Consider the following 22,995-nt stretch of genomic DNA (forward strand, 5'->3'; position numbering starts at 1 on the left):
CAATAGGACCTCGTTTTTATTATGCTAATTTTACTACCTTGTCTTCAACAGGGAATGGCAGTGAAATATTGTGTTTGTTTAATTCATTTACACTAATATCCTGAACAAGTCTCAATGCTTCTTTTTTAAAGGTTTTTGTGACAAATCCAGCATTAACTTCACATAGCTTTTGTAAGTATTGTAGTGTATCACGAACGAGCATTTGTTTAATATATGTGTTATTCAACTGACAGATTAATTTATGCTCTAATCCTTTTATGACTGCAATTTGGTCAACATGGGTAATGATATTTTGTCCTTCTCCATCGATAAAACCAACAGAAACATATTGTCCTTTAGAGAAATCAACATTCGTAAACACGGGGTTTAAATAGGTTTCACCTGAAGAAAGACGGATAGAGTCTGCTTCTGCAGCACCGCCAATTTTACGTTGATTAGCAATAACTGTGTGAATATCCTTTAACCCAAATAGCATGTTAAACATAATGATGTTCCCCCATTTCCGAAGTAGTTTATACTGATAATTCTATAGATAATGAGAATCATTGTCAATGGAATTTATGGTCAATTTTTGACGAAAAAATGAACTCCAATTAATGGGAAACCCCTTAAAATATTCGTTTCAAAGAGATAATGAAAGGATCTTTATATGTGCTAATGACAGAATGCTAAGGAATGATAAACTGACAAGTATTGAAAAAGTAAGTCTTACCCATACTCTACGAATGAATGGAAAGAGAAAGGAAGCCAATAGACTAAACCAACTTATGACTGAAAAAATAACAAAGCCATCAAGAACGGTATGAGATGGTTGTCCTAAATAAAATAATCCACCTAAAAAAATACTCAGCACAAGCGGAATGAAGAAATCCAGACTCTTGCTCAGTACAGGGACACTCCCATGTTCAAGGGATTTTTTCGAGAGCAGCGGATAAATAAAATAAGGCAGTACGAATCCAAAGGCAATCCCGGTTATTAATCTCCGAAGATTATTGGAATCAAAAAGGTGTGTGTATGACCCTAAACCGTCTATTATTAATGGAACAAGAAATGACAGGAGTAAAAAGCTTATTTTAATAGAAGGTATCGTTACACTCTGTTTACGCTTAGAAAAATGTAAATAAATGATTGTAGAAAAAATACCTATATAAATCCCTGTATCTCTTGCACAAACTGCCAATGTCTCACCGGAAACTTGGAGCGAACGTTCTTCCAACTGGTGACAAATCGCCCTCCCGAAAAAATGCAAAACTTCATGAAGCAATCCAATCACTCCTAAAACTGAGAACCCAATTCAATCATATGAACTGGGTTCTGATCAAATTAGTACGTCATAAAGGCAGGGATCACTGACAGTGCAGAAGCGGCAAACCAGCAAATACAACTAAGGACAATGGAAACAATACCAACAATTAAACAGGTTTTTCCGATAGCTTTCTTTTCTAAGTCTTGATCATTCATCCAAACGATCCCCAAGATGATTCCAACAACAGGTATGATAAAGGACAAAATGTATAAAAGAGCTCTTTGACCTCCCGACAAATAGATCCCCTCCGTATAAAAAAATACCACCAACATTTAAATTCAGGCTCTTTGGATATGTATGTGAAGGGGAAGGATAATTTGCCTGTCTACTTTTAGAAATTTCTATAGATTCCTGGATCTTAAGAATGAATCTTTTTTATAAAAGATTCATTCTTAAAAGTAACAATCATGTACTTATTTGTTATAATAAAGTTAATACATAGTTCATCAGGACATAAAAATGGGGTTTGGTAAATTAATATGATAAATAATCTAATTAAAAGCAGCGGTTTTAAGAGAATTTCTATTTTTGTCTTACTTGCATTAGTTCTTTATGGACTAAAGGATATGATTAATTTAATTTTATTCACCTTTATTTTCACCTTTTTAATGGACCGATTAGTTATTTTCTTGAACAGAAAAATACCGCTTAATCGGAAAATACTTGTTATTGCGTCCTATTCCACCATTGTAGGCCTTCTATCTTATGGACTTGTGAAATACTTACCAATGATAATAGGTGAAATAACAGCATTAATAAGACAGATTACAGCATTTTATACGAAAGAGCACGATAACATCATATTAAATTATTTGGTAAGCCGTCTTGAGGAAATTCAGATATCAAATTATTTGGAGAGAGGCTTTACCTTTTTAATTACCTATTTTACAGATATTAGCACCTTTGGATTGCAAATCCTTATTGCTCTTTTAATGAGCTTATTTTACCTATTAGAAAAACCTCGTTTAATTGAATTTACGAAAAAATTTAAAACGAGTAAAATCGCATCTATTTATGCAGAGATAGAATTCTTTTCACTAAAATTCGTCGGTACCTTCGGAAAGGTAATCGAAGCTCAATTAATCATTGCCGTTGTTAACTGTATTCTGACAACTATTGCCTTATGGATTTTTGGCTTCCCGCAATTGGGTGGACTGTCCATCATGATTCTATTCCTGGGATTGATTCCTGTTGCCGGTGTAATCATTTCTTTGATTCCCCTGGTTATCATAGGGTATAGTATTGGCGGTATTATGACCGTACTATATGTTTTTATTGCGATTATGATCATCCATGCAATCGAAGCCTATATTTTGAATCCGAATTTAATGTCGTCTAAAACAAACTTACCGGTTTTCTATACTTTCCTAGTATTAATCTTTTCTGAACATTTCTTTGGAGTTTGGGGTTTAATCATCGGTATTCCAGTCTTTGTATTCATATTGGATGTTTTAGAAGTAACTGATCATAAGAAAGTATAGAGGGTGATGTAATGAGCGAATGCAAACTTAATCATTCACAGGAAGATGTAAGAAGTAAGTATGAATCACAAGAAGTGTTTATTCCGGAAGACATGGTGCCGTTATTTGAACAATTCTTCTCAAAAGAACATACACAAGATCTATTAAATGAAGTGTTTCATCTGCTAAAAAAATATGACCTAGCTTCAGATGAAGACAGAATTGAGAGAAATAACCGATTATATATGGTATTGAAAAACGTATAACATCTCAAACCTCCAGCAATGGGGGTTTTTGTTTTGGGAAAATCTCTCTAAATAGGAAAGTGGCTATGTTCATGAAATTTGTCCTTTTTGAAAATAGTAAAGGTAACTAATAATGCAGGTGAAAGAAGGGATATAATGGGAGAATTATTGAGATTATTAAGAAAAGGTAACAAGTCTGCTCTGATTGCCACAATCGTTAATACGATCATTTCCATCGCTAAAGGTGTTGCTTATATGTTTACTGGAAACGTCGCGATGTTTGCAGAGACGATGCATAGTCTTGGCGACGCCGCAAATCAGTTTTTCGTATTTGTTGGTTCTGCCTTAAGCAAGAAGTCGCCAACCAATCGCTTCCCAAATGGCTTTGGCCGATTGGTAAACTTGGTCTTATTGGGTGCCGTCCTAATCGTTGGTATAATGGCTTTTGAAACAATCCAAGAAGGTTATCATCATATTCTTCATCCGGCTGAATCAGAAGGGTTCTTCATTAATGTAGGCGTACTGGCATTTGCCCTCATACTTGAGATATATGTTCTTTATAAGGCAATGAAGGAAGTTATGCATGAAGTCGGTGAACCAGCAAGTGGTCCAAGTGTTTTTTTAAAGAGTTTTGCCCATCTCGGCAGGGCTAAGCCAGCCACAAAGCTAGTGTTCATGGAAGATTTAGTAGCGACAAGCGGGGGCTTGCTCGCTATTATCGCTGTCGTGATTTCGCATTTTACCGATCTACATTGGATTGAAGGAGCCGCATCGATTCTCATTGGTTTAATGATGTTCTTCGTTGTCGGCCGAGTCTTTTTGGATAACGCTGCCGGTGTACTTGGCAGGGCAGATGAGGAAATGGAAGAGAAGATTGGTCAAGTGGTGATGTCAGACCCTGATGTTAAAGATATCCAAGACCTTGCTGTTATTAAGGAAGGGGAAGATTTACATGTGGAATTGGAAATCGAGATTGACCCTAGTTTAACGATCGCGGTTGCAGATGATATAAAAGACCGTTTACAGGAGAAAATCATGGCAGAAAAAGGCGTAGTTGATGTCACGATTGAGTTTGATGAAGAAGATGGAGTATTGACCTGGAACAATGAATCCACGGTGAAAAAATAAGATAGGCTGGCTAAAGTAGCAGCCTATCTTCATTCCCAAGGTTTTTCAGTGGTAAAGAAACTCGCAAGTTCCTTACTGTTTTTTCGATGTTCTTTTCGTTTTTCCGCACGATCTTTCCCTGTTTCAAACAGCTTTTTTTCTTCTTTCGTTTCAGGAATAATCCCAGGAACCTTAGTTGGTTTTCCATCTTCATCCAACGCCACAAAGGTTAAAAAAGCGGTAGCTGCAATTTTTCGGTTACCTGTTATTAAATTTTCTGCAATCACTTTGACGAAAACTTCCATTGAACTCGTTCCAGTATAGGTAACGAAAGATTCAATACATATAGAGTCTTGTTGAGTAATTGGACTTAAAAAATCAACAGAATCTGTTGAGGCCGTAACAACTTCTTTTCTAGCATGTCTTACAGCCGAAATGGAGGCAACCATGTCCATGTCACTCATTAACTTGCCTCCAAATAAGGTATTATGATTGTTTACATCATTCGGAAAAATTCTGCCCGTGCGAACCACTCGTGATTCATTACATGTTTTTGCGTCCATTTTCTTCCTCCATTATCTAGGATAAGTTTATTTTAAACTAGAATTATAGTACATAATCATTAAAATGGAAAAGAATAGAGTTCAAAATTAAGCGAACAATAAGCAATTATGATAAATTACATATATGATGACATAGGATGGGGGTTAAATAGTGACCATACAAAAAGAAATTATGCAGACATTAAATGTGAGACCTGAGATTAATCCAAAAGAAGAGATTCGAAGCCGAATACAATTTTTAAAAAGCTATTTGTTAAGAGCAAAGGCAAAAGGATATGTGCTGGGAATTAGCGGAGGACAGGATTCAACACTAGCAGGAAGGCTATGCCAATTGGCAGTTGAAGAACTTCGTCAAGAAGGAAATGATGCATTATTTATTGCAGTTCGTTTACCTTATGGTGTTCAGCAGGATGAAGCGGATGCAAAACGTGCACTAAACTTCATCCGCGCAGACCGTGAATATACATTTAACATACAAGGTGCGGTGGACAGTGTTCAGGCTGAATATAATACGGTTACGAAGGAAAAGCCATTAAGTGATTATCATAAAGGAAACGTGAAGGCAAGAATGAGAATGATTGCGCAATATGCCTTTGGCGGTATGGAAGGCCTGCTAGTCATTGGTACAGACCATGCAGCAGAAGCGGTTACAGGATTCTTTACAAAATACGGCGATGGCGGAGCAGACGTCCTGCCATTAAGCGGACTAACAAAACGTCAAGGCAAAGCATTGCTAAAAGAGCTTGGGGCAGAGGAAAAGCTTTATCTCAAAGTACCCACTGCTGATTTACTCGATAAGAAGCCAGGTCAAGCGGATGAGACAGAACTAGGAATTACGTATGATGACATTGATGATTACTTGGAAGGGAAACCTGTTTCAAAAGACATTGCAGAAAAAATTGAACAGCGTTATCTGGTTACAGAACATAAACGTCAGCTGCCAGCAACTATGTTTGACCACTGGTGGAAGTAAAAAGGAAGGAATCCCACCCTTCTTTTTTTATTTGAAAAATTTCTGCTGTTGACGAATTTGGTCAAGATGTTATACTAGGAACGGCAATGGACATGACAGGAGTGTCTCCACGGAGAGTCAATCCAAAGCAAAAAAGGCAAATAAAAATTTCAAAATAGTAATGTAATCAACTCATAGGATTACTTACTATTTTTTTTTGTTGATTGTGATATATATTTCCATTGACTATGATATTTACGACTCGTATTATTATTACGTTACTATAATAATTATTCGTATTAATCCGCATTACTCAATAGGGGGTTACATCTTGGGGATTTCAAATAAATTAGGCTTTTGGGTATTAACGGCACTTGTCGTTGGAAATATGGTTGGTTCAGGTATTTTTATGCTTCCACGCTCATTATCCGAAGCAGCAAGCCCAGGTGGTGTTATGTTAGCTTGGCTTTTTACTGGAATTGGTGTACTAATGATTGCACTTGTTTTCGGCAACTTGGCTATTCGGAAACCAAATTTAACAGGAGGCCCGCAAATTTATGCGAAGGAGCTTTTTAAACCAGAATCACAAGCTTCTATCCTTTCAGGTTTTATGGCTTCATGGGGTTACTGGATTGGAAACTTGGCTGGGAATGTGGCAATTATTACAACGTTTGCCGGATACTTATCAACCTTTTTCCCTATTTTAACTAGTCAGGCTGATTGGTTTACCATTGGCGGTTACACGTTAAAAGTTGGTAATGGGTTAACGTTTATTGTTTGTACCTTTCTATTATGGGGTACACATTTTATTATTTTACAAGGATTAGAAAGTGCAGGAAAATTGAATTTCGCAGCAACAGCTGCAAAGGTCACAGGGTTTTTACTATTTATCATTGTTGGACTTTTTGCCTTTGATAAAACGAATATCCTACCAATAGTAGACACGAGAATAAGTGATTCAGGTCAAACATTTGGTTTAATGTCACAGGTAAATAATGCAGCATTAGTGACGCTTTGGGCATTTTGTGGATTAGAATCTGCTGTTGTGTTTGCATCCCGCGCTAAAAGAAAAATCGATGTAAAACGGGCAACGATTGTCGGACTATTTATCGCTCTAGGTATCTATATTGGGATAAGCACACTCGTAATGGGGATGTTGGACCAAAATACACTTATCCATTCAGAAAAACCATTAATTGACGCGATTCAAACTGTAATGGGACCAATCGGCGGAAAAGTATTAGCAGCTATTGGGTTAGTCAGCTTATTTGGATCCACGATTGGCTGGGTAATGTTAAGTGCGGAAGTACCCTATCAAGCTGCAAAGCAAGGATTATTCCTACCTGTCTTCTTAAAAGAAAATAAAAAAGGACTGCCAATTTTTTCACTTGTTTTAACAAACGGAATTGCACAGATCTTTATTTTTTCAACCATATCTAAGTCAATCTCCGGAGCTTTTGATTTTATTATTATCATTGCAACTTTGGCTTATTTAGTACCTTATTTTATTGCCTCTGTTTATCAGTTAAAATTAGTTATTAAAGGTGAATCTTACAACAATTCAAAATCAAGAATTATAGATGGAGTCATTGCAACTGTTGCCACCATCTACTCAGTTTGGGTCATTATATCAGGAACTTCTGACCTAAAGACCTTTATATTTGGAATTGTGCTTTTATCAAGCGGAATTTTCTTTTATGGTCCTCTTAAGAAAAAACGTGCTAAAGATGAGCAAGAGCTATTATCAGCATAATAAAAAATGTAACACCTGCTGGGATTTTAGCAGGTGTTTTACATTTTAGTTGAGAAAATAGGGAATGATAGAATTGTGTACATATTATATTTTCCTTTACATCTACAAAAGATTATATTAAGATAATCAAATCCGAGAAAAACAATCAGAATTAGGAGGATAAGTAGAAATGAAGAAATTAACTATTGTTTTTGCGCTTTTGGTCAGCTTTATGTTGATTTTATCAGCATGTGGAAAAGATGATAAGGCAAATGAGGATAAGAAGGAAGACAACAAAGCAGCCGATAAGGCTGATGATCAAGATTTATTAGCGAAGATTAAGGATGATGGCAAACTCTTAATTGGAACTGAAGGTACATATGCTCCATTTACTTTTCATGATGAGAGTGGTAATCTTACCGGATTTGATGTTGAGATTGCGACAGAAGTTGCAAAACGTTTAGGGGTAGAACCTGAGTTTAAAGAGACGCAGTGGGATGCTATCTTTGCAGGGCTCGATGCAAAGCGATTTGATATGATTGCTAACCAGGTTGGAATCCGCCCTGACCGTCAAGAAAAATATGATTTTTCTGACCCATATATTACATCTGCAGCTGTTCTGATTGTGCACAAAGATAATAATGAAGTAAAGACTTTTGAGGACATAAAAGGCTTAAATGCTGCTCAGTCGCTGACAAGTAACTATGGAGATTTGGCAAAAAAATATGGTGCCAATTTAGTAAGTGTGGAAGGCTTTACCCAGTCTGTTGAACTACTTGCTTCTAAACGTGTTGACGTTACGATTAATGACCGAATTTCGTTTTTAGATTATACAAAGCAAAGACCAGAGGCGCCAATAAAAATCGCTGCGACAAGTGAAGACGCGTCAGCCAGCGGCCTTATGTTTAGAAAAGGCAGTGATAAGCTCGTAGCAGAAGTGAATAAGGCGTTAACAGGAATGGTTGAAGACGGGACATACAAAAAAATCTCTGAGAAATGGTTTGGTGAAGATGTACTTAAATAGTATTTTTACTGACCCAGAGCGAACCGCCCGATTAATCGATATTGCTCAAAGTTCCTTTCTGCCCCTTCTGAAAGGGGCTATTTTTTATACAATCCCGTTAACGATTATTACCTTTATTGTTGGGTTGGTTTTAGCCATTTTAACTGCCTTGGCTCGAATCTCTCATGTGAAGGTTTTTCAAATGATAGCAAGAGTCTATGTTTCAGCCATTCGTGGAACACCGTTATTAGTACAGCTTTTTATTATATTTTATGGTCTTCCGAATATCGGGATTATTATTGATTCCTATATTGCAGCCGTAATTGGTTTTTCTCTCAGTGTCGGGGCGTACACTTCCGAAATTATTCGTGCAGCGATTCTTTCAACCCCTAAAGGACAGTGGGAGGCAGGCTATTCCATTGGAATGAGTTATTCCCAAGTATTGAGAAGAATTATCCTGCCTCAGGCAGCAAGAGTATCGATTCCACCACTTGCAAATTCATTTATTAGTCTCGTGAAGGACACTTCCCTTGCATCCCTGGTGCTTGTATCCGAGATGTTTCGCAAGGCCCAAGAAATAGCTGCAAGCAATTATGAATTTTTATTGGTTTATTCTGAAGCGGCCCTTATATATTGGGTAATTTGCTTTATTCTATCCGTCATACAACAGATAATGGAAAAGAAACTTGACCGTTATGTGTAAAAGGAGGGAGGGGATTTTTCGATGATTTCAATTCAAGGACTTTTTAAGCAATTTGGAACATTAGAGGTTTTAAAAGGTATTGATCTAGAAGTAGGAAAAGGAAAAGTGGTTGTTGTTATTGGTCCATCTGGCTCAGGGAAAACGACCATGCTCCGGTGTTTAAATGTGTTGGAAACGCCAACCAAAGGTGTTATAAGTATTGAGGGGAATATCTTAGATTTTTCCAAGGGTGTACCGAAAAAAAACATTGCAGAATTTCGCCGCTTAACAGGTATGGTGTTTCAAAGTTACAACCTGTTCCCACATAAAACAGCTCTCGAGAATGTGATGGAGGGTCCAATCATTGTTAAAAAAGAGAACAGAGACACCGCACGAAAAAAGGCGCAGGCATTACTTGAAAAGGTCGGTCTAGGGGATAAAATAGATTTTTACCCTTCACAGCTTTCAGGCGGGCAGCAGCAAAGGGTTGGAATTGCCAGGGCATTAGCAATGGAGCCCAAGGTAATGCTGTTTGATGAACCGACTTCAGCATTAGACCCTGAGCTGGTAGGGGAAGTTTTAAAAGTAATGAAGGACCTCGCAAACGAAGGAATGACGATGATTGTGGTAACACACGAAATGCGCTTCGCGAGGGAGGTGGCGGATGAGGTTATATTTATGGACCAAGGTGTAGTGGTCGAGAGAAATAAACCAGAAGAAATCTTCACCAATCCAAAAGAAGAGCGGACAAGGAAATTTTTAAATATGATTCAGTAAGTGCTATGGCAAAAGTCATAGCACTTTTTTTGTCATTTAGGTAAAATTTAGTTAGAAAAGTGAAACTTTTCCAATTTTTAACCGTATTAAAGTTACATACATAAGGAAGGGAGTGGTGCCGATGGAAGTATTCAACCTGCCATTAGAAACTATTTATTTATATGGATTAATTGGTTCAGGTATTTTGACCATTTTGTATGTATTCTTTGCGGATGTCGTTCATTTTGACGGACCAGATTTTCTTAATCCGGTGATTATCTTGGCTTTTGTAACCCTTTTTTCAGCCAGCGCGTATTTATTTGAGAGGCTTTCTGCGATTCATTTCTTGGCTATCGCAGGAATATCAGCAATTATAGCTTTTATCCTTGTTACGTTTTTAAATGTATTTGTACTAATTCCATTGTCTAATGCCGAAGAATCACTCGTGTACAAAGAGAGTGATTTAAGAGGCAGAATTGGAACCGTCATCACCGTGATTCCAGCGGATGGGTATGGGGAAGTGATGATTGAAAGTATTAGCGGCAGAATTGCAAAACCAGCGACAAGCTTTGATCGTGTTGAAATTGCTAATGGCACAAACGTGCTTGTGGTTGATATAAAAGATGGGGTCCTTCAAGTATCGTCCCATCAAGAGATAGAGAATTATTTACTATAGGGAGGCTGGTTAGATGGAATTTGGTTTTTGGATTGTTATTGGGATTGTTGCATTTATATTAATTGCTTTAATTGGTGTATTTATAACAAAGTATCGAACAGCTGGACCAGATGAGGCACTAATTGTTACGGGTAGTTTCTTAGGAAACGGAAACGTCCATGTTGATGAATCAGGAAATAAAATTAAGATTATCCGTGGTGGCGGCAGCTTCATATTACCAGTGTTTCAACAAGCAAAGCCGCTTAGCTTACTGTCTAGTAAGCTTGAAGTAACGACACCTGAAGTATATACAGAGCAAGGTGTACCTGTAATGGCTGATGGTGTTGCGATCATTAAAATTGGCGGTTCGATAAGTGAAATTGCTACAGCAGCCGAGCAATTCCTTGGTAAAGCGAAGGATGACCGTGAAAATGAAGCGAAGGAAGTTCTTGAAGGTCATTTACGATCCATCCTTGGTTCGATGACTGTAGAAGAAATATATAAAAACCGTGATAAATTCTCGCAGGAGGTTCAACGAGTTGCCTCTCAGGACCTAGCGAAAATGGGGTTAGTCATTGTTTCCTTTACAATTAGGGATGTTCGCGATAAAAACGGATACCTCGATTCCCTTGGTAAACCGCGTATTGCCCAAGTTAAACGGGATGCGGATATTGCTACAGCTGAAGCAGACAAAGAAACGAGAATTAAAAAAGCCGAAGCAGCAAAAGAAGCCAAGCGTTCTGAACTAGAACGGGCAACTGAAATTGCTGAGGCAGAGAAAGTTAATCAGCTAAAGGTTGCCGAGTTCCGTCGTGAACAAGATAGTGCGAAAGCACGGGCTGACATGGCATATGAATTGGAAAGTGCAAGGGCGAAGCAGGAAGTAACGGAGCAGGAAATGCAAGTTAAAATTATCGAAAGACAAAAGCAGATTGAACTTGAAGAAAAAGAAATTCTGCGCCGTGAACGTCAATACGATTCTGAAGTTAAGAAAAAAGCGGATGCGGATCGATACTCCGTTGAGCAGGCCGCAGAAGCAAATAAAGCAAAACAAATTGCTGAGGCGGAAGCAAATAAGTACCGTATTGAAGCAATGGCAAAAGCCGAGGCAGAACGTGTTCGACTTGATGGTTTATCCAAAGCGGAAGCCCAAAAGGCACAAGGTACAGCAGAGGCAGAAATTATCCGCCTGAAAGGTTTAGCAGAAGCAGAAGCGAAAGAAAAGATAGCGGAAGCGTTCGAGCAATTTGGTCAAGCGGCTATCTTGGATATGATCATCAAAATGCTTCCTGAATATGCGAAGCAGGTGGCAAGCCCGCTTTCTAATATTGATAAAATTACCGTGGTCGACACCGGGGGTTCAGGAGAAAATGGCGGTGCCAATAAAATTACCGGTTATGCAACAAATCTAATGGCCACACTTCAGGAGTCTTTAAAGGCCTCTAGCGGAATCGATGTTAAAGAACTAATCGAGAACTATTCAGGTAAAGGAAATGTAAAACGAAGCATAGAGGAACTAACAGATACACTTAAAAAGCCAGAATAAAACAAGAAAATCCTTATCTAAACGATGATAAGGATTTTTTTAATGCAAAAAAATAAGGATTCCCGTCGGAGGGAACCCATATGTAAAAAAGAGAGATTAAAATTTGGGAGAGCAAGTTGGTTAATACCATGTATAAACCTAAGAAAGATTATTACCTCTTTCATTGCTACACGTACATCTTATCGAGAAATATTGTAGATGTTATGAAGAACTTGTGATGAATTTGTGAAGATGAAAAAAGCCATTCCCCAACATGATATATTAAAGCTAAGGGGAGTGAGAAGGATGAAAATACTGCTCGTTGATGATGAAAAAAGAATTATAGAAGTCCTCGAAGCCTACCTCGAAAGAGAAGGCTATGAAATTCATTGTGCAGATAATGGAATAGATGCCTTGAAAAAAGCGAAAACGATAAATCCAGATTTGATGATATTAGATTTAATGCTTCCGGATATTTCTGGTGAAGAGGTATGCCGGCTAGTAAGAAAAGAATCGGATGTTCCGATTCTCATGCTGACCGCTAAGTCTGCGGAGGATGACCGCATTAACGGGATTGTGATGGGAGCAGACGATTATTTAACGAAGCCATTTAGCCCGCGGGAAGTGGTTGTAAGGGTACAAGCTATTTTAAGAAGAGTGAAGAAAACAGAGAAAGTAGAACGAATTGAATTTAATAATAATCAACTGGCGATTGACCTGAGTAAAAAAGAAGTAACGGTTAAAGGGCAGGATGTTATTTTGACCCCGATCGAATATAAGCTGCTTACCAATATGGCACTTAATCCGGGAAGGGTATACAGCCGAATGGACTTACTCGAAAAAATCCAGGATGAAGGAATGTATTACGAAGGCTACGAGCGCAGTGTCGATACGCATATCAAAAATCTTCGAAAAAAAATCGAATTAGATTCTAGACAGCCAACGTTTATCCTTACAGTATTTGGAATGGGTTATAAATTTGGAGGGGTACTAGATGTTTCAAACACTGCGGTCTAGAATCCTCTTTTATTTATTACTCAGCTCGATGATTGGAATTCTCTTTGTGAGCTTTTTTATGCAGTGGGGATTTGAAGAGAGCTTTACGAATTATCTAGATCGTAACCGAGATAAAAAGATTGATAGAATCATTACAGAAATAGAAAAGGGTTATCAGAAGAATGGACATTTTACCAGAGACCCAGTCTTTGGTTTCCTTCATGAGCATGCGATGACTGATCAGCTTTACTTCGATTTGTATGATAACCGTGGTCAATTGCAAATGGGGACCTCTAATATTGTGGGCTATTTAAACAGTCTTGGGTTGACCGAACCGGAACCCAATGATGAGGAGTGGCATTCAGCTTCCTATACGCTGAGAGCAGACAATAAAGTGATTGGTAAATTAGTAGCCATTTACCCAATAGGCTTAATCGATGATGAGTATAATTTTTTACAAACGATTCAGTTATACATTTATGCAGCCGTTTGTTTAACGATTTTGTTATCAATTCTATTAAGTATGTTATTCTCAAAAAAATTAATCTCTGGTCTAAATAAAGTTTCCTTTGCAGCAAATGAGCTGCAGCAGCATAATCTATCAATCCGAATTCCTCTGACTGGATTGCCTACAGAGGTTAAGCAGCTAGCTATCTCTTTTAATAATCTAGCAGAATCATTGGCAAAGGGTGAAATGTTAAGAAAACAATTTACGGGTGATTTAGCACATGAACTACGTACACCGCTAGCCACGTTAAGAAGTCAAATTGAAGCATACCAGGATGGAATATGGGAGCCGACACCAGCCCGATTACAATCAAGTCATGAAGAGCTGATGCGGCTTGTAAGGCTAGTGAACGAGCTTGAGAAGCTGCTGGCTGCCGAAAACCCGCAAATTAGATTGGAAAAAGTTGAGGTAGAGGCTGGCAGTGTTCTAGCTGCTTTATGGGAAATGTTTGTACCATTGTTTAAGCAAAAGGGTGTATTCCTTCATATTGAGGAGCCTGATAAGGAATTGATTTTCCCAGCCGACAAGGACCGATTAATGCAAATTCTCTCTAATGTTCTAAACAATGCCCTAAAGTATACGCCAGAAGGAAAGAATGTAACCATATCTATATTAACTGAAAAAGAAGGATACGTTGGTTTTAAAATCGAGGATGAAGGTTCCGGTATGGCAGAGGATGATATTCCCCATATATTTGAACGCTTTTACCGTGGTGATAAATCACGCGATCGAAAAACAGGCGGAGCTGGTATTGGACTATCGATTGTGAAAGCCTTAATGGAGGCTCATAAAGGCATGATTAAAGTAAAAAGCCGAACAAATAAGGGCACAAGCATTATTTTATGGTTTCCGGAAGAGGACGATTAAAAAAACGGCTGCTATCTCAATAGGGATAGCGGCTTTTCATTTCTAAAGCTCATTGGATAAAATTTCTTCCATTCATTAAGAAATGGAGATACAGCAGAATTGGGATGTTCTAAGACCCTCTGAGTAGGTCCATATTGCTTTACTTCTCCATTCACAATAATAGCAAGGTGATTCGTTAGATAATTGATTTCCATCAAGTCATGACTAACGAAAACGGTTGTCGTTCCCGAACTTTTAATAATCGCTTTAAAATCATCCATTAATTTAATTTTTGTTGGAAAATCCAATGCCGAAAATGGTTCATCTAGAAATAGAATTTCTGGCTCGACAATCATGGCTCTAGCAAGGTTTACCCGTTGTGCCTCCCCGCCTGAAAGGAAATGGGCATTTTTTTTCGCGAGATGGCTGATTTGAAACTGCTCCATCCATAAATTTACCTTCTCTTTGATCACTGATTTTGGTACTTTTCTTAGCTTTAAGCCAATCGCAATATTTTGAAAAACAGTACCCTCTAAAAGTAGTGATTGCTGCAATGCTACTGAGAACTTTCTCCGCAGGTCAAGTGAGGGAGTTCCATTTGGAATAACCTGCCCGCGGTAGAGAATTTCACCACTAATAGAACTGTCGAGCAATGCCATTACTTTTAGCAATGTACTTTTCCCTGCACCATTGGGCCCCATGATTCCAAGAAATTCACCAGCTAGAATCTGAAAATGGGGGATGGAGAGGATGTTTTTATCATGTGCTTGATAGGTTATGTTTTTAAGCTCAATCATTGGTTTCATGAAACCCGCCTCCTTTGCTGTAACAGTGTTAAGGCTGCCGTTATCAATAAAGCAACAGTCAATAATATGAAGGAAATCGCAAGGGCTACATCGAAATTACCTTTTGAAACTTCCATTACAATCGAAGTGGTTAAAATTCGCGTATCTCCCTGAATATTCCCTCCTACCATCATCGCAGCGCCAACCTCAGCGATTACACGGCCAAAGCCTGCCATTACGCTCGCGACAATGGCGATTTTGGTTTGTTTTAATAGAATCAGTGTCGTTTGTATCTTTGTTGCACCCAAAGCTTTTATTTGTAAAAGCATTTTTTCGTTGATTTGTTGAAAGGCAGAGCTCGTTAAACCGGTGACGATCGGTAACGAAACCAGCACTTGTGCCATAACAATAGCAGTTGGGGAATACAGCAAGTGTAAATGACCAAGAGGACCAGAGCGCCATAAAAGCATGGAAATCCATAACCCGGCAACCACAGGGGGCAGGCCCATACCGATATTGATGAATGTAAGGATGATTTTTCTGCCTTTAAATCTCGTTAGACCAAGTAACATCCCAAGAGGCAAACCAATAAGGGAACTAATTAGGATGGCCATAAAACAGACTCTTAGAGTCAGCCAAGTAATTTCGAGAATCTCTCGATCGCCAGTGAGAATCATCTCTATCGCTTTCCTGAAGCCATCAATAATTAGTTCCATACCGCCTGCACCCTTCCGTTTGACCTATTCTGTGTATTTAAAGAATAATGATTGTCCGTAATCGTCTTTACCAAAACTTTCGATTACATCTTGTGTCTCACTGCTAACCATAAACTCAACAAACTTTTCTGCATCCTTACTATTTACCATGCTGTGCTTCTCTGGATTAACCTGCATGACATGGTAGATGTTCATTAAATCTTTACCGCCTTCTACAACGATTTCAAGGCTAGTTAAGTTTTTCTCTTGCGCCAGCCATGTAGCACGGTCCGTTAATATATACCCATTTTTTTCGTTGGCAATTTGTAAAGAAGCACCCATTCCTTGGCCAGTTGAGATATAGTTTTCACCTGCAGGCTGGATATTGACCGCTGTCCAGATTCCTAGTTCTTTTTTATGTGTACCAGAGTCATCGCCACGGGTAACAAAGATAGCTTTTTCTTCCGAAATCGTTTGGAAAGCTGCGTTAATATCTTCTCCGCTCACGCCAGCTGGATTATCTTTTGGACCGACTAAAATAAAATCATTGTACATCACGCGTTTGCGATTAACCGCATCACCGCTTGTTACCAGTTCTTCCTCTGATTTAGGAGCGTGAACTAAAAGGACATCTGCTTCACCTTTTACGCCCATTTCTAATGCTTGTCCTGTACCAACAGCAATGGTTTTTACTTTTACATTGTTTTCTTCTTCAAAGATTGGCACTAAAACATCTAATAAGCTGCTGTCTTGTGTGCTAGTTGTAGTTGCAAGGATTAATTCAGTCGGTTCTGCCTTTGGTTCTGACTTTTTCTCTTTTGCGTCAGCCTGGTCATGGTTGGTATTGCCGCAAGCTGCTAAGAAAAGAATCATGAATACAAATAGCGTTGCAAGAAAACGATTTTTTAACATGGTGTTTCCTCCGGTTTACTAGTTTGATAGATTATAGTACCTAAATCTTGAATATCATATCCGTCTAAATCGGTTAAGCTGCTTTTAAATCCAGGGGACTGAAGATAATTGATTAGATTGGAAAGTTTCTGTTTGTTTTCATTTGTAAAACGGAACACAAGGTCGAATTGTTCTTTTGCAACAGGTATGAAATCGAGTCCTAAATGGCTTGCGGCAGATTGAATTCCGAAGGCCACATCTGCCATGCCTCTGCTTATATAAGAAGCTGTCGACAAGTGGTTCCATTCTTCATTTGAATAACCATTTACATCGGCTGGGGCAATCCCGTTTTTTGACAGCATGGAATCAAAAAGAAATCTGGTCCCAGCCCCTTTTTGTCGATTAACAAACTGAACATTTTTACCTGCCAGGTCGTAAAAGTCATAGATTCCTTTTGGATTTCCCTTTGCTACAATAAATCCCTGCTCCCTCGAGACAAATCGAACAACCGAGATAGACTCATAAACAAAGAGCTGATGAATAAAAGGTAAATTGTATTCTTGGGAAGCGGGATCTAAGAGATGGATTGCTGCGATGTCCGATTGACCACGGTACAGCATCATCAATCCTTCAAGGCTGCCTATGTAAGTTGGCTGGATTTGCAGTTGTAAATCTTTTTGTGTTTGTTTAACAAAATGCTCTATAAGAAAGTCATGACTGCCGGATAATCGAATTGGTAATGAAGTATGTGTACCTATGTGCTCAACTTGAATTTTTTTCGCAGGGGCTTTTGTACTTTCTTTATATCTTTCAATCTCTTCATGCTCAATTCTCATTTTGTTGCCAACCTTAAATGCCTGTAATTCACCTCGCTTAATCAGTTCATAAACGGTATGTTTTGAGATTTGGAATAGTTGAGCCACCTCATCAGGTGTGTAAGCCTTTCCATTCATCCGAATGCCACCTCTCTATCAGCAAATTAAATATAATACAAATATACTATGATTCACGTGACTATTGTTAAGTTCCGTTTAGTTTTGTTAGGTTTTATTTAGAATTGTAACGTTTTGTTCAATAGGAATGGATAATGTTCACACTTTCTTCAAAAACTTCACTGATTGTTCATCGGTGAACAAAGAAGTTTGTTGTACTATATGGATAGATGAAAAATTATAAAAAAAGGGATGGGATCAGATGGCAAAACTTCTATACATTACTGTTAACCCTAAAAATGATATCAAGCTATCGAAGGGGATGCAGCTAGGTGAGGCTTTTTTAGAAGAGTTTAAACAACAAAAGCCTGATGTCGAAATAGAACATATGCATTTATACGATATGGATATCCCGCAAATTGATATGGATTTGTTATATGCACGTGCTAAATTATCCTTCATGGGCAAGACCTTCGATGAATTAACAGAAGGTGAGCAAAAACAAATAACTGCTATGCATGCACTGGCTGACCGCTTTATTGCAGCGGACTACTATGTGTTTGTTACACCAATATGGAATTTTGGATCGCCAGCTATTTTAAAAGCTTTCCTTGATAATTTATTTATCGTGAACAAGACATTTGTAAATACACATGAAGGAGCAAAAGGGCTGCTTACAAACCGTAAAGCACTTCATATCCAAACGCGCGGCGGTATTTACTCTACGGGACCTATGGCTGACTTTGAATTCGGTGATCGTTTCTTAACAAAAGTACTCGGCTTCTTAGGAATGGAAGTCATGCCAACTGTGTTTGCTGAAGGGATGGATCACTTTCCAAAGCAAGTTCCAGAAATTATGGCGAAGGCAAAAGAACAAGTCATCGAAGCTGCAAGAGAAATGGCAAAAGAAACAGTTACAGTTTAATATAAAAAAATGCGGCGCGAGTATCGAGCCGCATTTTTCTTATTCTAGAACTTTCCTGTAAACTGGAAAAATAATACCGCAAACCCTAGAACCCAGACATAAATCGCAAATGGTTTTAAGGAACGTTTCTTTAAAAAACCGATCATCCATTTCACGGCTAAATAACCGAATAAGGCGGAAGAGGCAATCCCCACGAGCAGGGCAGAAAGGGAGATTTGTTCACCTGCACCGCCAACTAAATCCAAGGATTGCAGCACAACTGCGCCAGCAATCGCTGGTGTAGATAAAAGAAAAGAGAAATAGGCTGCGGTTTCGCGGTCTAACTTCCTCCATAATGCAGCAACAATCGTGAACCCTGAGCGAGAAATCGCTGGGAAAATCGCAGCTGCCTGAAAGGACCCAATAATTAGAGCATCGGTATAACTAATATCATCCATCTTTTTATAGCCATTTTTTGCTGAATCAGCAATCCATAGAAATAAACCAGTCACTAAAAACTCCCATCCAATCGTAACTCCTGTCTTCGATATCTCCTCAAAATAGTCTTTAAAAAGCAGACCTATCACGACAGCAGGAATGGTTCCGACGATTAAAAGGAAGGTAAGCTTGCTAAAGGGGTTTTTAATCATCTTAACAAACTCGTCCTTATAGAAGACAAAAACGGCTAGCAGGGTACCGACATGAAGCATCGTATCAAGTAATAAACCTGCTTCTTGTAAACCAAATAAATTCCTTCCTAAATATAAATGTCCTGTAGAGCTAATGGGTAAAAATTCAGTTAATCCTTGGATAATTCCTAATATGAGTGCTTCTAATTTACTTAACATATTCAACCTCACTTTCTGTGCTGTAAGCGCCTGTACATAGTAAAGATATGCACGTCCCTCAGCAAATAACCAATAAATTTTTAAATATTAGTAAGGCAAAAATAGTGCAAAGGGAGTGAAATCTCCCATAAAATAGAAGTAAGTATTTAGGAGAGGAGCTGCACATTTGAAAAATCACCATCTACATTTCAATACATCCATCGGAGTGAAGAAACCAGAAAGTATCAGAAATAAACAGCAGGCATGCCCTTTTTGTGCACGGGACGAGTTGACAGATCTTATTGAAGTGGATGGACCAATCATACTTTTGAAAAATAAATATCCTGTTCTAGAGAATGCCTACCAAACTGTTTTGATTGAAACAGATGAATGTGAGGGTGAATTATCTACCTATGAGCTTCCCTTTCTACATAGACTCTTACAGTTCGGGATAAGGAATTGGCTTGACTTAGATGAAACCGGAATTTATGAATCGGTCATTTTTTTCAAAAATCATGGTCCGTTGTCTGGAGGGACCATTGCGCATCCTCATATGCAGATCATCGGCTTAAATGATATTAACTATAAGGAAAACATATCTGAAGAAGTATTTAAGGGTATTCTTATAGAAGAAAAAGATGGGGTCACATTTACTTTATCGACAAAGCCGAAGGTAGGCTTTTATGAATTTAATATAGCGATGGATGACTCAAGGTATAATGAAACCTTTGGAGTTAATCTTCAAAAAGCGGTACATTACATTCTTAAAAACTTTCCATTTAAAGCAAGCAGCTACAATCTTTTCTTTCATCACTATAATAGGAGAATATATGTGAAAATTGTTCCCCGATTCGTAACCACGCCGCTGTATATCGGCTACGGGATCCCCCAAGTGCCGAATAATTTACATTGGATGGCAGATGATATTAAAAGTAAATACTTTACCAGTGGAAGCGCCTGACGACAGGGGCTTCCACATTTTTGCCTGTCTAGCTCTAGTGCCCAGCGACTAGTAAACTTCGCTCTCCTCCCTGCGATAAGTCAACATCGAATCACTACGTTCTTCGTGTTTCCTTTATCTTAGTCGGAGCGCTCCAGTTTATACGTCGCTAAACGGGCCCTTCCGCTTTTCTATATGTAAATTAACCCATTCTCACTTTATAAGTTGTACTTTATTCATATTAAAAATATAATGAAATAATGTACAAGTTCCTTTTTGAAGCTTTCACCTAAAGGAGTGTGAATGATGACATCATCTAAAAATACAACTTCAAAACTTGATTATAGCCTTGTTTTTATCTTACTTTTATTATTTTTGGCCAGCTGTCTATCGATTTATAGTGCGCAGGCGAGCGGTCAATATGACAGTAACTTCCTTATTAAACAAATTATCTTTTATGGAATTGGCTGCGGAATTATTGCTGCCGTTATTAGGCTCGACTCCGACCAATTAAAAAAATTAACTTGGTATGCTTATGGAGTGGGAATATTCCTGCTTATTTTATTAATCATAGCGCCAGAAAGCATTGCACCTGTAATCAATGGGGCAAAAAACTGGTTTAAGGTCCCTGGAATCGGTTCACTTCAGCCGTCGGAGTTTGTCAAAATCTTTATTATCTTAGCCTTAGCAAAAGTAATTGAAGATCATCACCAAAAAAATCCTGTTAAAACAATTTCCTCTGACTTTTGGCTATTAATAAAGCTGGGAGTCATCACAATGGTTCCTTTAATACTAATTATAAAGCAAGATTTAGGGACGTCGCTCGTATTTATCGCCATTCTTTTAGGGATGATTTTTATTTCAGGCATTACATGGAAATTACTAGTACCAATCTTTTCAATTGGAACTGCACTTATTTCTGTTATTTTTTATTTTGTTTTGTTGAAGCCAGAAATTCTTGAAAAATATTTAGGTGTGAAGCAGTATCAATTTAGCCGTATCTACTCCTGGTTAGATCCTTATAACTTCCAAAGCTCAGCAGGATACCAGCTGACACGTTCACTCTTAGCGATTGGCTCAGGACAAACGGGAGGTAAGGGATATGGGAATAGAGAAGTTTATTTACCCGAAAGCCATACCGATTTTATCTTTAGTGTCGTCGGCGAAGAGTATGGTTTTATTGGTGCCAGTGTGCTCGTAAGTTTATTTTTCTTGTTGATTTATCATATTACCAAGGTTGGTATGGAAACTAAGAACAATTTTTATACGTATATTTGTGTGGGAGTCATTAGTATGATTACCTTCCATGTATTCCAAAATATTGGGATGACGATAGGAGTACTGCCGATTACGGGTATTCCATTACCATTTATCAGCTATGGAGGAAGTTCTCTAATGGGGAATATGCTTGGGCTGGGATTAATCTTCTCAATTAGATACCATTATAAAAAATACATGTTTTCAACAACTGATTAATAAGAAGTGAAAAACGCCTCATTGGCGTTTTTTAATTTGCATAGAAACGGGATAGTAAGTACTTGTTCTCGAGAACAGCATAAGGATAAAAAAGAACGAGGTCATGGCAGCCTCGTTCTTTTTTCATTCTATTCTATTGGAGAAGTATTCTTTTATTTTTCTAGCATGATTTTTTCAAGGTCATCGAGCATGATGTTTGCCGCAAGGACGCCGCCCGCAGTATTCCAAGTAGCATCACTAACTTCATAGGCTTTTCCATTTTTTACGGCATTTAAATTTTTCCATAGTGGATCATTTGTCCATTCTTTTGCTGTATCAAGGGCTGCTTGATCACCATTTGGAGCATATGTGAAATAGAAAAGGATGTCACCGTCCATTTTCGGGATAACTTCTTTTCCAACTTCGATAGCAAGGTTACCCAGCTTGTTATCAGGAGTAAAAAGCTCTGCCTGTTGCGAAGCGCGTTTTAGACCAACTTGATCAAATATAATACCAGAGAAAGAATCAGTATAATAAATACGAGACTTTCCGGCCATAAAACGGACAACCGATACTTCTTGATTTACTTTATCACCAAGTTTCTCTTTCAAGTCCGCAACGTGGTTATCAAAATCAGTAAGTACTTCGTTCCCTTTTTCTTCTAGGTTTAAAGCTTTTGCATATAGTTTAAAGTTTTCTTTCCAATCACCTCTAAGGGTTTCGGAAAAAACAGTAGGAGCAATTGCACTTAATTGGCTGTAAACAGCTTCTTGACGAAGCTTGTTTCCGATAATTAAATCAGGTTTAAGTGTAGCGATTTTTTCTAAATTCACTTCACTCTCTACGCCAACAACTTCAACACCGTCCATATCCTCTTTGATATGATCATACCATGGATCTCCAAGCCAAGATTGAACCGCACCAACTGGCTTAATTCCAAGTGCAAGTAAAGCTTCAGTACCTTCATTGGTTAAAATAACAACTTTTTTAGGCGTTTTTTCTAATGTTGTGGACCCCATTGCATGTTCTACCGTATAGCTAGTGTCTTCTGTTTTAGTGTCATCATCATTTTGTGCGGCCGGTTTTTCTTCCGTATTACCGCAGGCAGCAAGAAGGAAAATAGCAATTAATGAAATGACTGCAAACAAATTTTTAAAACCTTTCATCTTATGTAACCCCCAAATAATCTTATTGTTAATGATAATCATTTTCATTTACAAAATTATCATA

General features: G+C 38.2%; 25 protein-coding genes. 15 read left to right on the forward strand and 10 right to left on the reverse strand.

The genetic code is table 11. The features are described from left to right. Nucleotides 1-19: 19 nt before the first annotated feature. The 3 genes from ACIQAA_RS11315 to ACIQAA_RS11325 all read right to left on the reverse strand — a co-directional run bounded on the left by ACIQAA_RS11315 (nucleotide 20) and on the right by ACIQAA_RS11325 (nucleotide 1,542). The gene (locus ACIQAA_RS11315; RefSeq protein WP_402619028.1) at nucleotides 20-484 is read right to left on the reverse strand and encodes a hypothetical protein; all 465 of its coding nucleotides are present in this window, start codon (nucleotides 482-484) and stop codon (nucleotides 20-22) included. A gap of 138 nt (nucleotides 485-622) precedes the next feature. Beyond that, complete coding sequence (locus ACIQAA_RS11320; protein ID WP_402619031.1) at nucleotides 623-1,264, reverse strand: DUF2085 domain-containing protein; 642 nt, start codon at nucleotides 1,262-1,264, stop codon at nucleotides 623-625. Nucleotides 1,265-1,323: 59 nt separating this feature from the next. After that, a complete protein-coding gene (locus ACIQAA_RS11325; RefSeq protein ID WP_402619034.1) occupies nucleotides 1,324-1,542 on the reverse strand; it encodes a hypothetical protein in 219 nt (72 codons plus the stop codon). Between the two features lie 237 nt (nucleotides 1,543-1,779). Here ACIQAA_RS11325 and ACIQAA_RS11330 point away from each other — a divergent pair, with 237 nt between their 5' ends. From ACIQAA_RS11330 to ACIQAA_RS11340, 3 genes are all read left to right on the forward strand, one after another. After that, nucleotides 1,780-2,787: an AI-2E family transporter gene (locus ACIQAA_RS11330; RefSeq protein ID WP_402619539.1), complete on the forward strand. Its 1,008-nt coding sequence runs from the start codon at nucleotides 1,780-1,782 to the stop codon at nucleotides 2,785-2,787. An 11-nt stretch (nucleotides 2,788-2,798) separates the two neighbouring features. Beyond that, nucleotides 2,799-3,032, forward strand: a complete 234-nt coding sequence (locus ACIQAA_RS11335; protein ID WP_402619036.1) for a hypothetical protein — start codon at nucleotides 2,799-2,801, stop codon at nucleotides 3,030-3,032. Nucleotides 3,033-3,167: 135 nt separating this feature from the next. Further along, the gene (locus ACIQAA_RS11340) at nucleotides 3,168-4,139 is read left to right on the forward strand and encodes a cation diffusion facilitator family transporter (RefSeq protein ID WP_402619039.1); all 972 of its coding nucleotides are present in this window, start codon (nucleotides 3,168-3,170) and stop codon (nucleotides 4,137-4,139) included. Nucleotides 4,140-4,168: 29 nt separating this feature from the next. On the opposite strand, the gene ACIQAA_RS11345 is transcribed toward ACIQAA_RS11340, so the two are convergent. After that, nucleotides 4,169-4,681, reverse strand: a complete 513-nt coding sequence (locus tag ACIQAA_RS11345) for an acyl-CoA thioesterase (protein ID WP_402619042.1) — start codon at nucleotides 4,679-4,681, stop codon at nucleotides 4,169-4,171. A gap of 151 nt (nucleotides 4,682-4,832) precedes the next feature. Here ACIQAA_RS11345 and nadE point away from each other — a divergent pair, with 151 nt between their 5' ends. The 9 genes from nadE (at nucleotide 4,833) to ACIQAA_RS11390 (ending at nucleotide 14,357) form a co-directional block, all read left to right on the forward strand. Then, nucleotides 4,833-5,654: an ammonia-dependent NAD(+) synthetase gene (nadE, locus tag ACIQAA_RS11350; protein ID WP_402619045.1), complete on the forward strand. Its 822-nt coding sequence runs from the start codon at nucleotides 4,833-4,835 to the stop codon at nucleotides 5,652-5,654. Between the two features lie 310 nt (nucleotides 5,655-5,964). Next, nucleotides 5,965-7,386 carry an amino acid permease gene (locus ACIQAA_RS11355; RefSeq protein WP_402619047.1) on the forward strand — a complete coding sequence of 474 codons (1,422 nt, stop codon included), beginning with the start codon at nucleotides 5,965-5,967 and terminating at the stop codon, nucleotides 7,384-7,386. 169 nt (nucleotides 7,387-7,555) lie between these two features. Then, complete coding sequence (locus tag ACIQAA_RS11360; protein WP_402619049.1) at nucleotides 7,556-8,389, forward strand: amino acid ABC transporter substrate-binding protein; 834 nt, start codon at nucleotides 7,556-7,558, stop codon at nucleotides 8,387-8,389. Further along, entirely contained in the window at nucleotides 8,376-9,071 is a 696-nt protein-coding gene (locus tag ACIQAA_RS11365) for an amino acid ABC transporter permease (protein WP_402619052.1), read from the forward strand. Before ACIQAA_RS11360 ends, ACIQAA_RS11365 begins: the two co-directional genes overlap by 14 nt. A gap of 21 nt (nucleotides 9,072-9,092) precedes the next feature. After that, nucleotides 9,093-9,827 (forward strand): amino acid ABC transporter ATP-binding protein, encoded by a 735-nt coding sequence (locus tag ACIQAA_RS11370; RefSeq protein WP_402619054.1) that lies wholly within the window; start codon nucleotides 9,093-9,095, stop codon nucleotides 9,825-9,827. 121 nt (nucleotides 9,828-9,948) lie between these two features. Continuing rightward, nucleotides 9,949-10,482: an NfeD family membrane protein gene (locus ACIQAA_RS11375; protein WP_402619057.1), complete on the forward strand. Its 534-nt coding sequence runs from the start codon at nucleotides 9,949-9,951 to the stop codon at nucleotides 10,480-10,482. Nucleotides 10,483-10,495: 13 nt separating this feature from the next. Further along, entirely contained in the window at nucleotides 10,496-12,007 is a 1,512-nt protein-coding gene (locus ACIQAA_RS11380; protein ID WP_402619059.1) for a flotillin lipid rafts scaffold protein FloT, read from the forward strand. Between the two features lie 285 nt (nucleotides 12,008-12,292). Then, nucleotides 12,293-13,003: a response regulator transcription factor gene (locus ACIQAA_RS11385; protein ID WP_402619062.1), complete on the forward strand. Its 711-nt coding sequence runs from the start codon at nucleotides 12,293-12,295 to the stop codon at nucleotides 13,001-13,003. Then, the gene (locus ACIQAA_RS11390) at nucleotides 12,981-14,357 is read left to right on the forward strand and encodes a HAMP domain-containing sensor histidine kinase (RefSeq protein WP_402619065.1); all 1,377 of its coding nucleotides are present in this window, start codon (nucleotides 12,981-12,983) and stop codon (nucleotides 14,355-14,357) included. The genes ACIQAA_RS11385 and ACIQAA_RS11390 overlap by 23 nt, the downstream gene beginning before the upstream one ends. A gap of 11 nt (nucleotides 14,358-14,368) precedes the next feature. Here ACIQAA_RS11390 and ACIQAA_RS11395 read toward each other — a convergent pair whose 3' ends face one another. From ACIQAA_RS11395 to ACIQAA_RS11410, 4 genes are read right to left on the reverse strand one after another with little or no spacing between them, the layout of a single operon-like run. Then, nucleotides 14,369-15,142, reverse strand: coding sequence for an ABC transporter ATP-binding protein (locus ACIQAA_RS11395; RefSeq protein ID WP_402619068.1), 774 nt, complete (start codon nucleotides 15,140-15,142; stop codon nucleotides 14,369-14,371). Then, entirely contained in the window at nucleotides 15,139-15,837 is a 699-nt protein-coding gene (locus ACIQAA_RS11400; protein WP_402619071.1) for an ABC transporter permease, read from the reverse strand. Before ACIQAA_RS11400 ends, ACIQAA_RS11395 begins: the two co-directional genes overlap by 4 nt. A gap of 24 nt (nucleotides 15,838-15,861) precedes the next feature. Further along, nucleotides 15,862-16,728: an ABC transporter substrate-binding protein gene (locus ACIQAA_RS11405; protein WP_402619074.1), complete on the reverse strand. Its 867-nt coding sequence runs from the start codon at nucleotides 16,726-16,728 to the stop codon at nucleotides 15,862-15,864. Then, complete coding sequence (locus tag ACIQAA_RS11410) at nucleotides 16,722-17,660, reverse strand: substrate-binding domain-containing protein (RefSeq protein ID WP_402619077.1); 939 nt, start codon at nucleotides 17,658-17,660, stop codon at nucleotides 16,722-16,724. The genes ACIQAA_RS11405 and ACIQAA_RS11410 overlap by 7 nt, the downstream gene beginning before the upstream one ends. A gap of 241 nt (nucleotides 17,661-17,901) precedes the next feature. Between ACIQAA_RS11410 and ACIQAA_RS11415 the strand changes: the two genes are divergently transcribed. After that, nucleotides 17,902-18,564: an FMN-dependent NADH-azoreductase gene (locus ACIQAA_RS11415; protein WP_402619080.1), complete on the forward strand. Its 663-nt coding sequence runs from the start codon at nucleotides 17,902-17,904 to the stop codon at nucleotides 18,562-18,564. Nucleotides 18,565-18,608: 44 nt separating this feature from the next. Here the strand turns inward: ACIQAA_RS11415 and ACIQAA_RS11420 are convergent, their stop codons facing one another. After that, complete coding sequence (locus tag ACIQAA_RS11420) at nucleotides 18,609-19,391, reverse strand: undecaprenyl-diphosphate phosphatase (RefSeq protein ID WP_402619083.1); 783 nt, start codon at nucleotides 19,389-19,391, stop codon at nucleotides 18,609-18,611. Between the two features lie 166 nt (nucleotides 19,392-19,557). Here ACIQAA_RS11420 and ACIQAA_RS11425 point away from each other — a divergent pair, with 166 nt between their 5' ends. Continuing rightward, nucleotides 19,558-20,331, forward strand: a complete 774-nt coding sequence (locus tag ACIQAA_RS11425) for a DUF4931 domain-containing protein (RefSeq protein ID WP_402619086.1) — start codon at nucleotides 19,558-19,560, stop codon at nucleotides 20,329-20,331. Nucleotides 20,332-20,616: 285 nt separating this feature from the next. After that, on the forward strand, nucleotides 20,617-21,786 hold the full coding sequence (locus ACIQAA_RS11430) for an FtsW/RodA/SpoVE family cell cycle protein (RefSeq protein WP_402619089.1): 1,170 nt from the start codon (nucleotides 20,617-20,619) through the stop codon (nucleotides 21,784-21,786). A gap of 152 nt (nucleotides 21,787-21,938) precedes the next feature. Here ACIQAA_RS11430 and ACIQAA_RS11435 read toward each other — a convergent pair whose 3' ends face one another. Beyond that, entirely contained in the window at nucleotides 21,939-22,931 is a 993-nt protein-coding gene (locus ACIQAA_RS11435; RefSeq protein WP_402619092.1) for an ABC transporter substrate-binding protein, read from the reverse strand. Nucleotides 22,932-22,995 lie beyond the last annotated feature (64 nt).

This window comes from Neobacillus sp. NPDC093182, assembly GCF_044754045.1.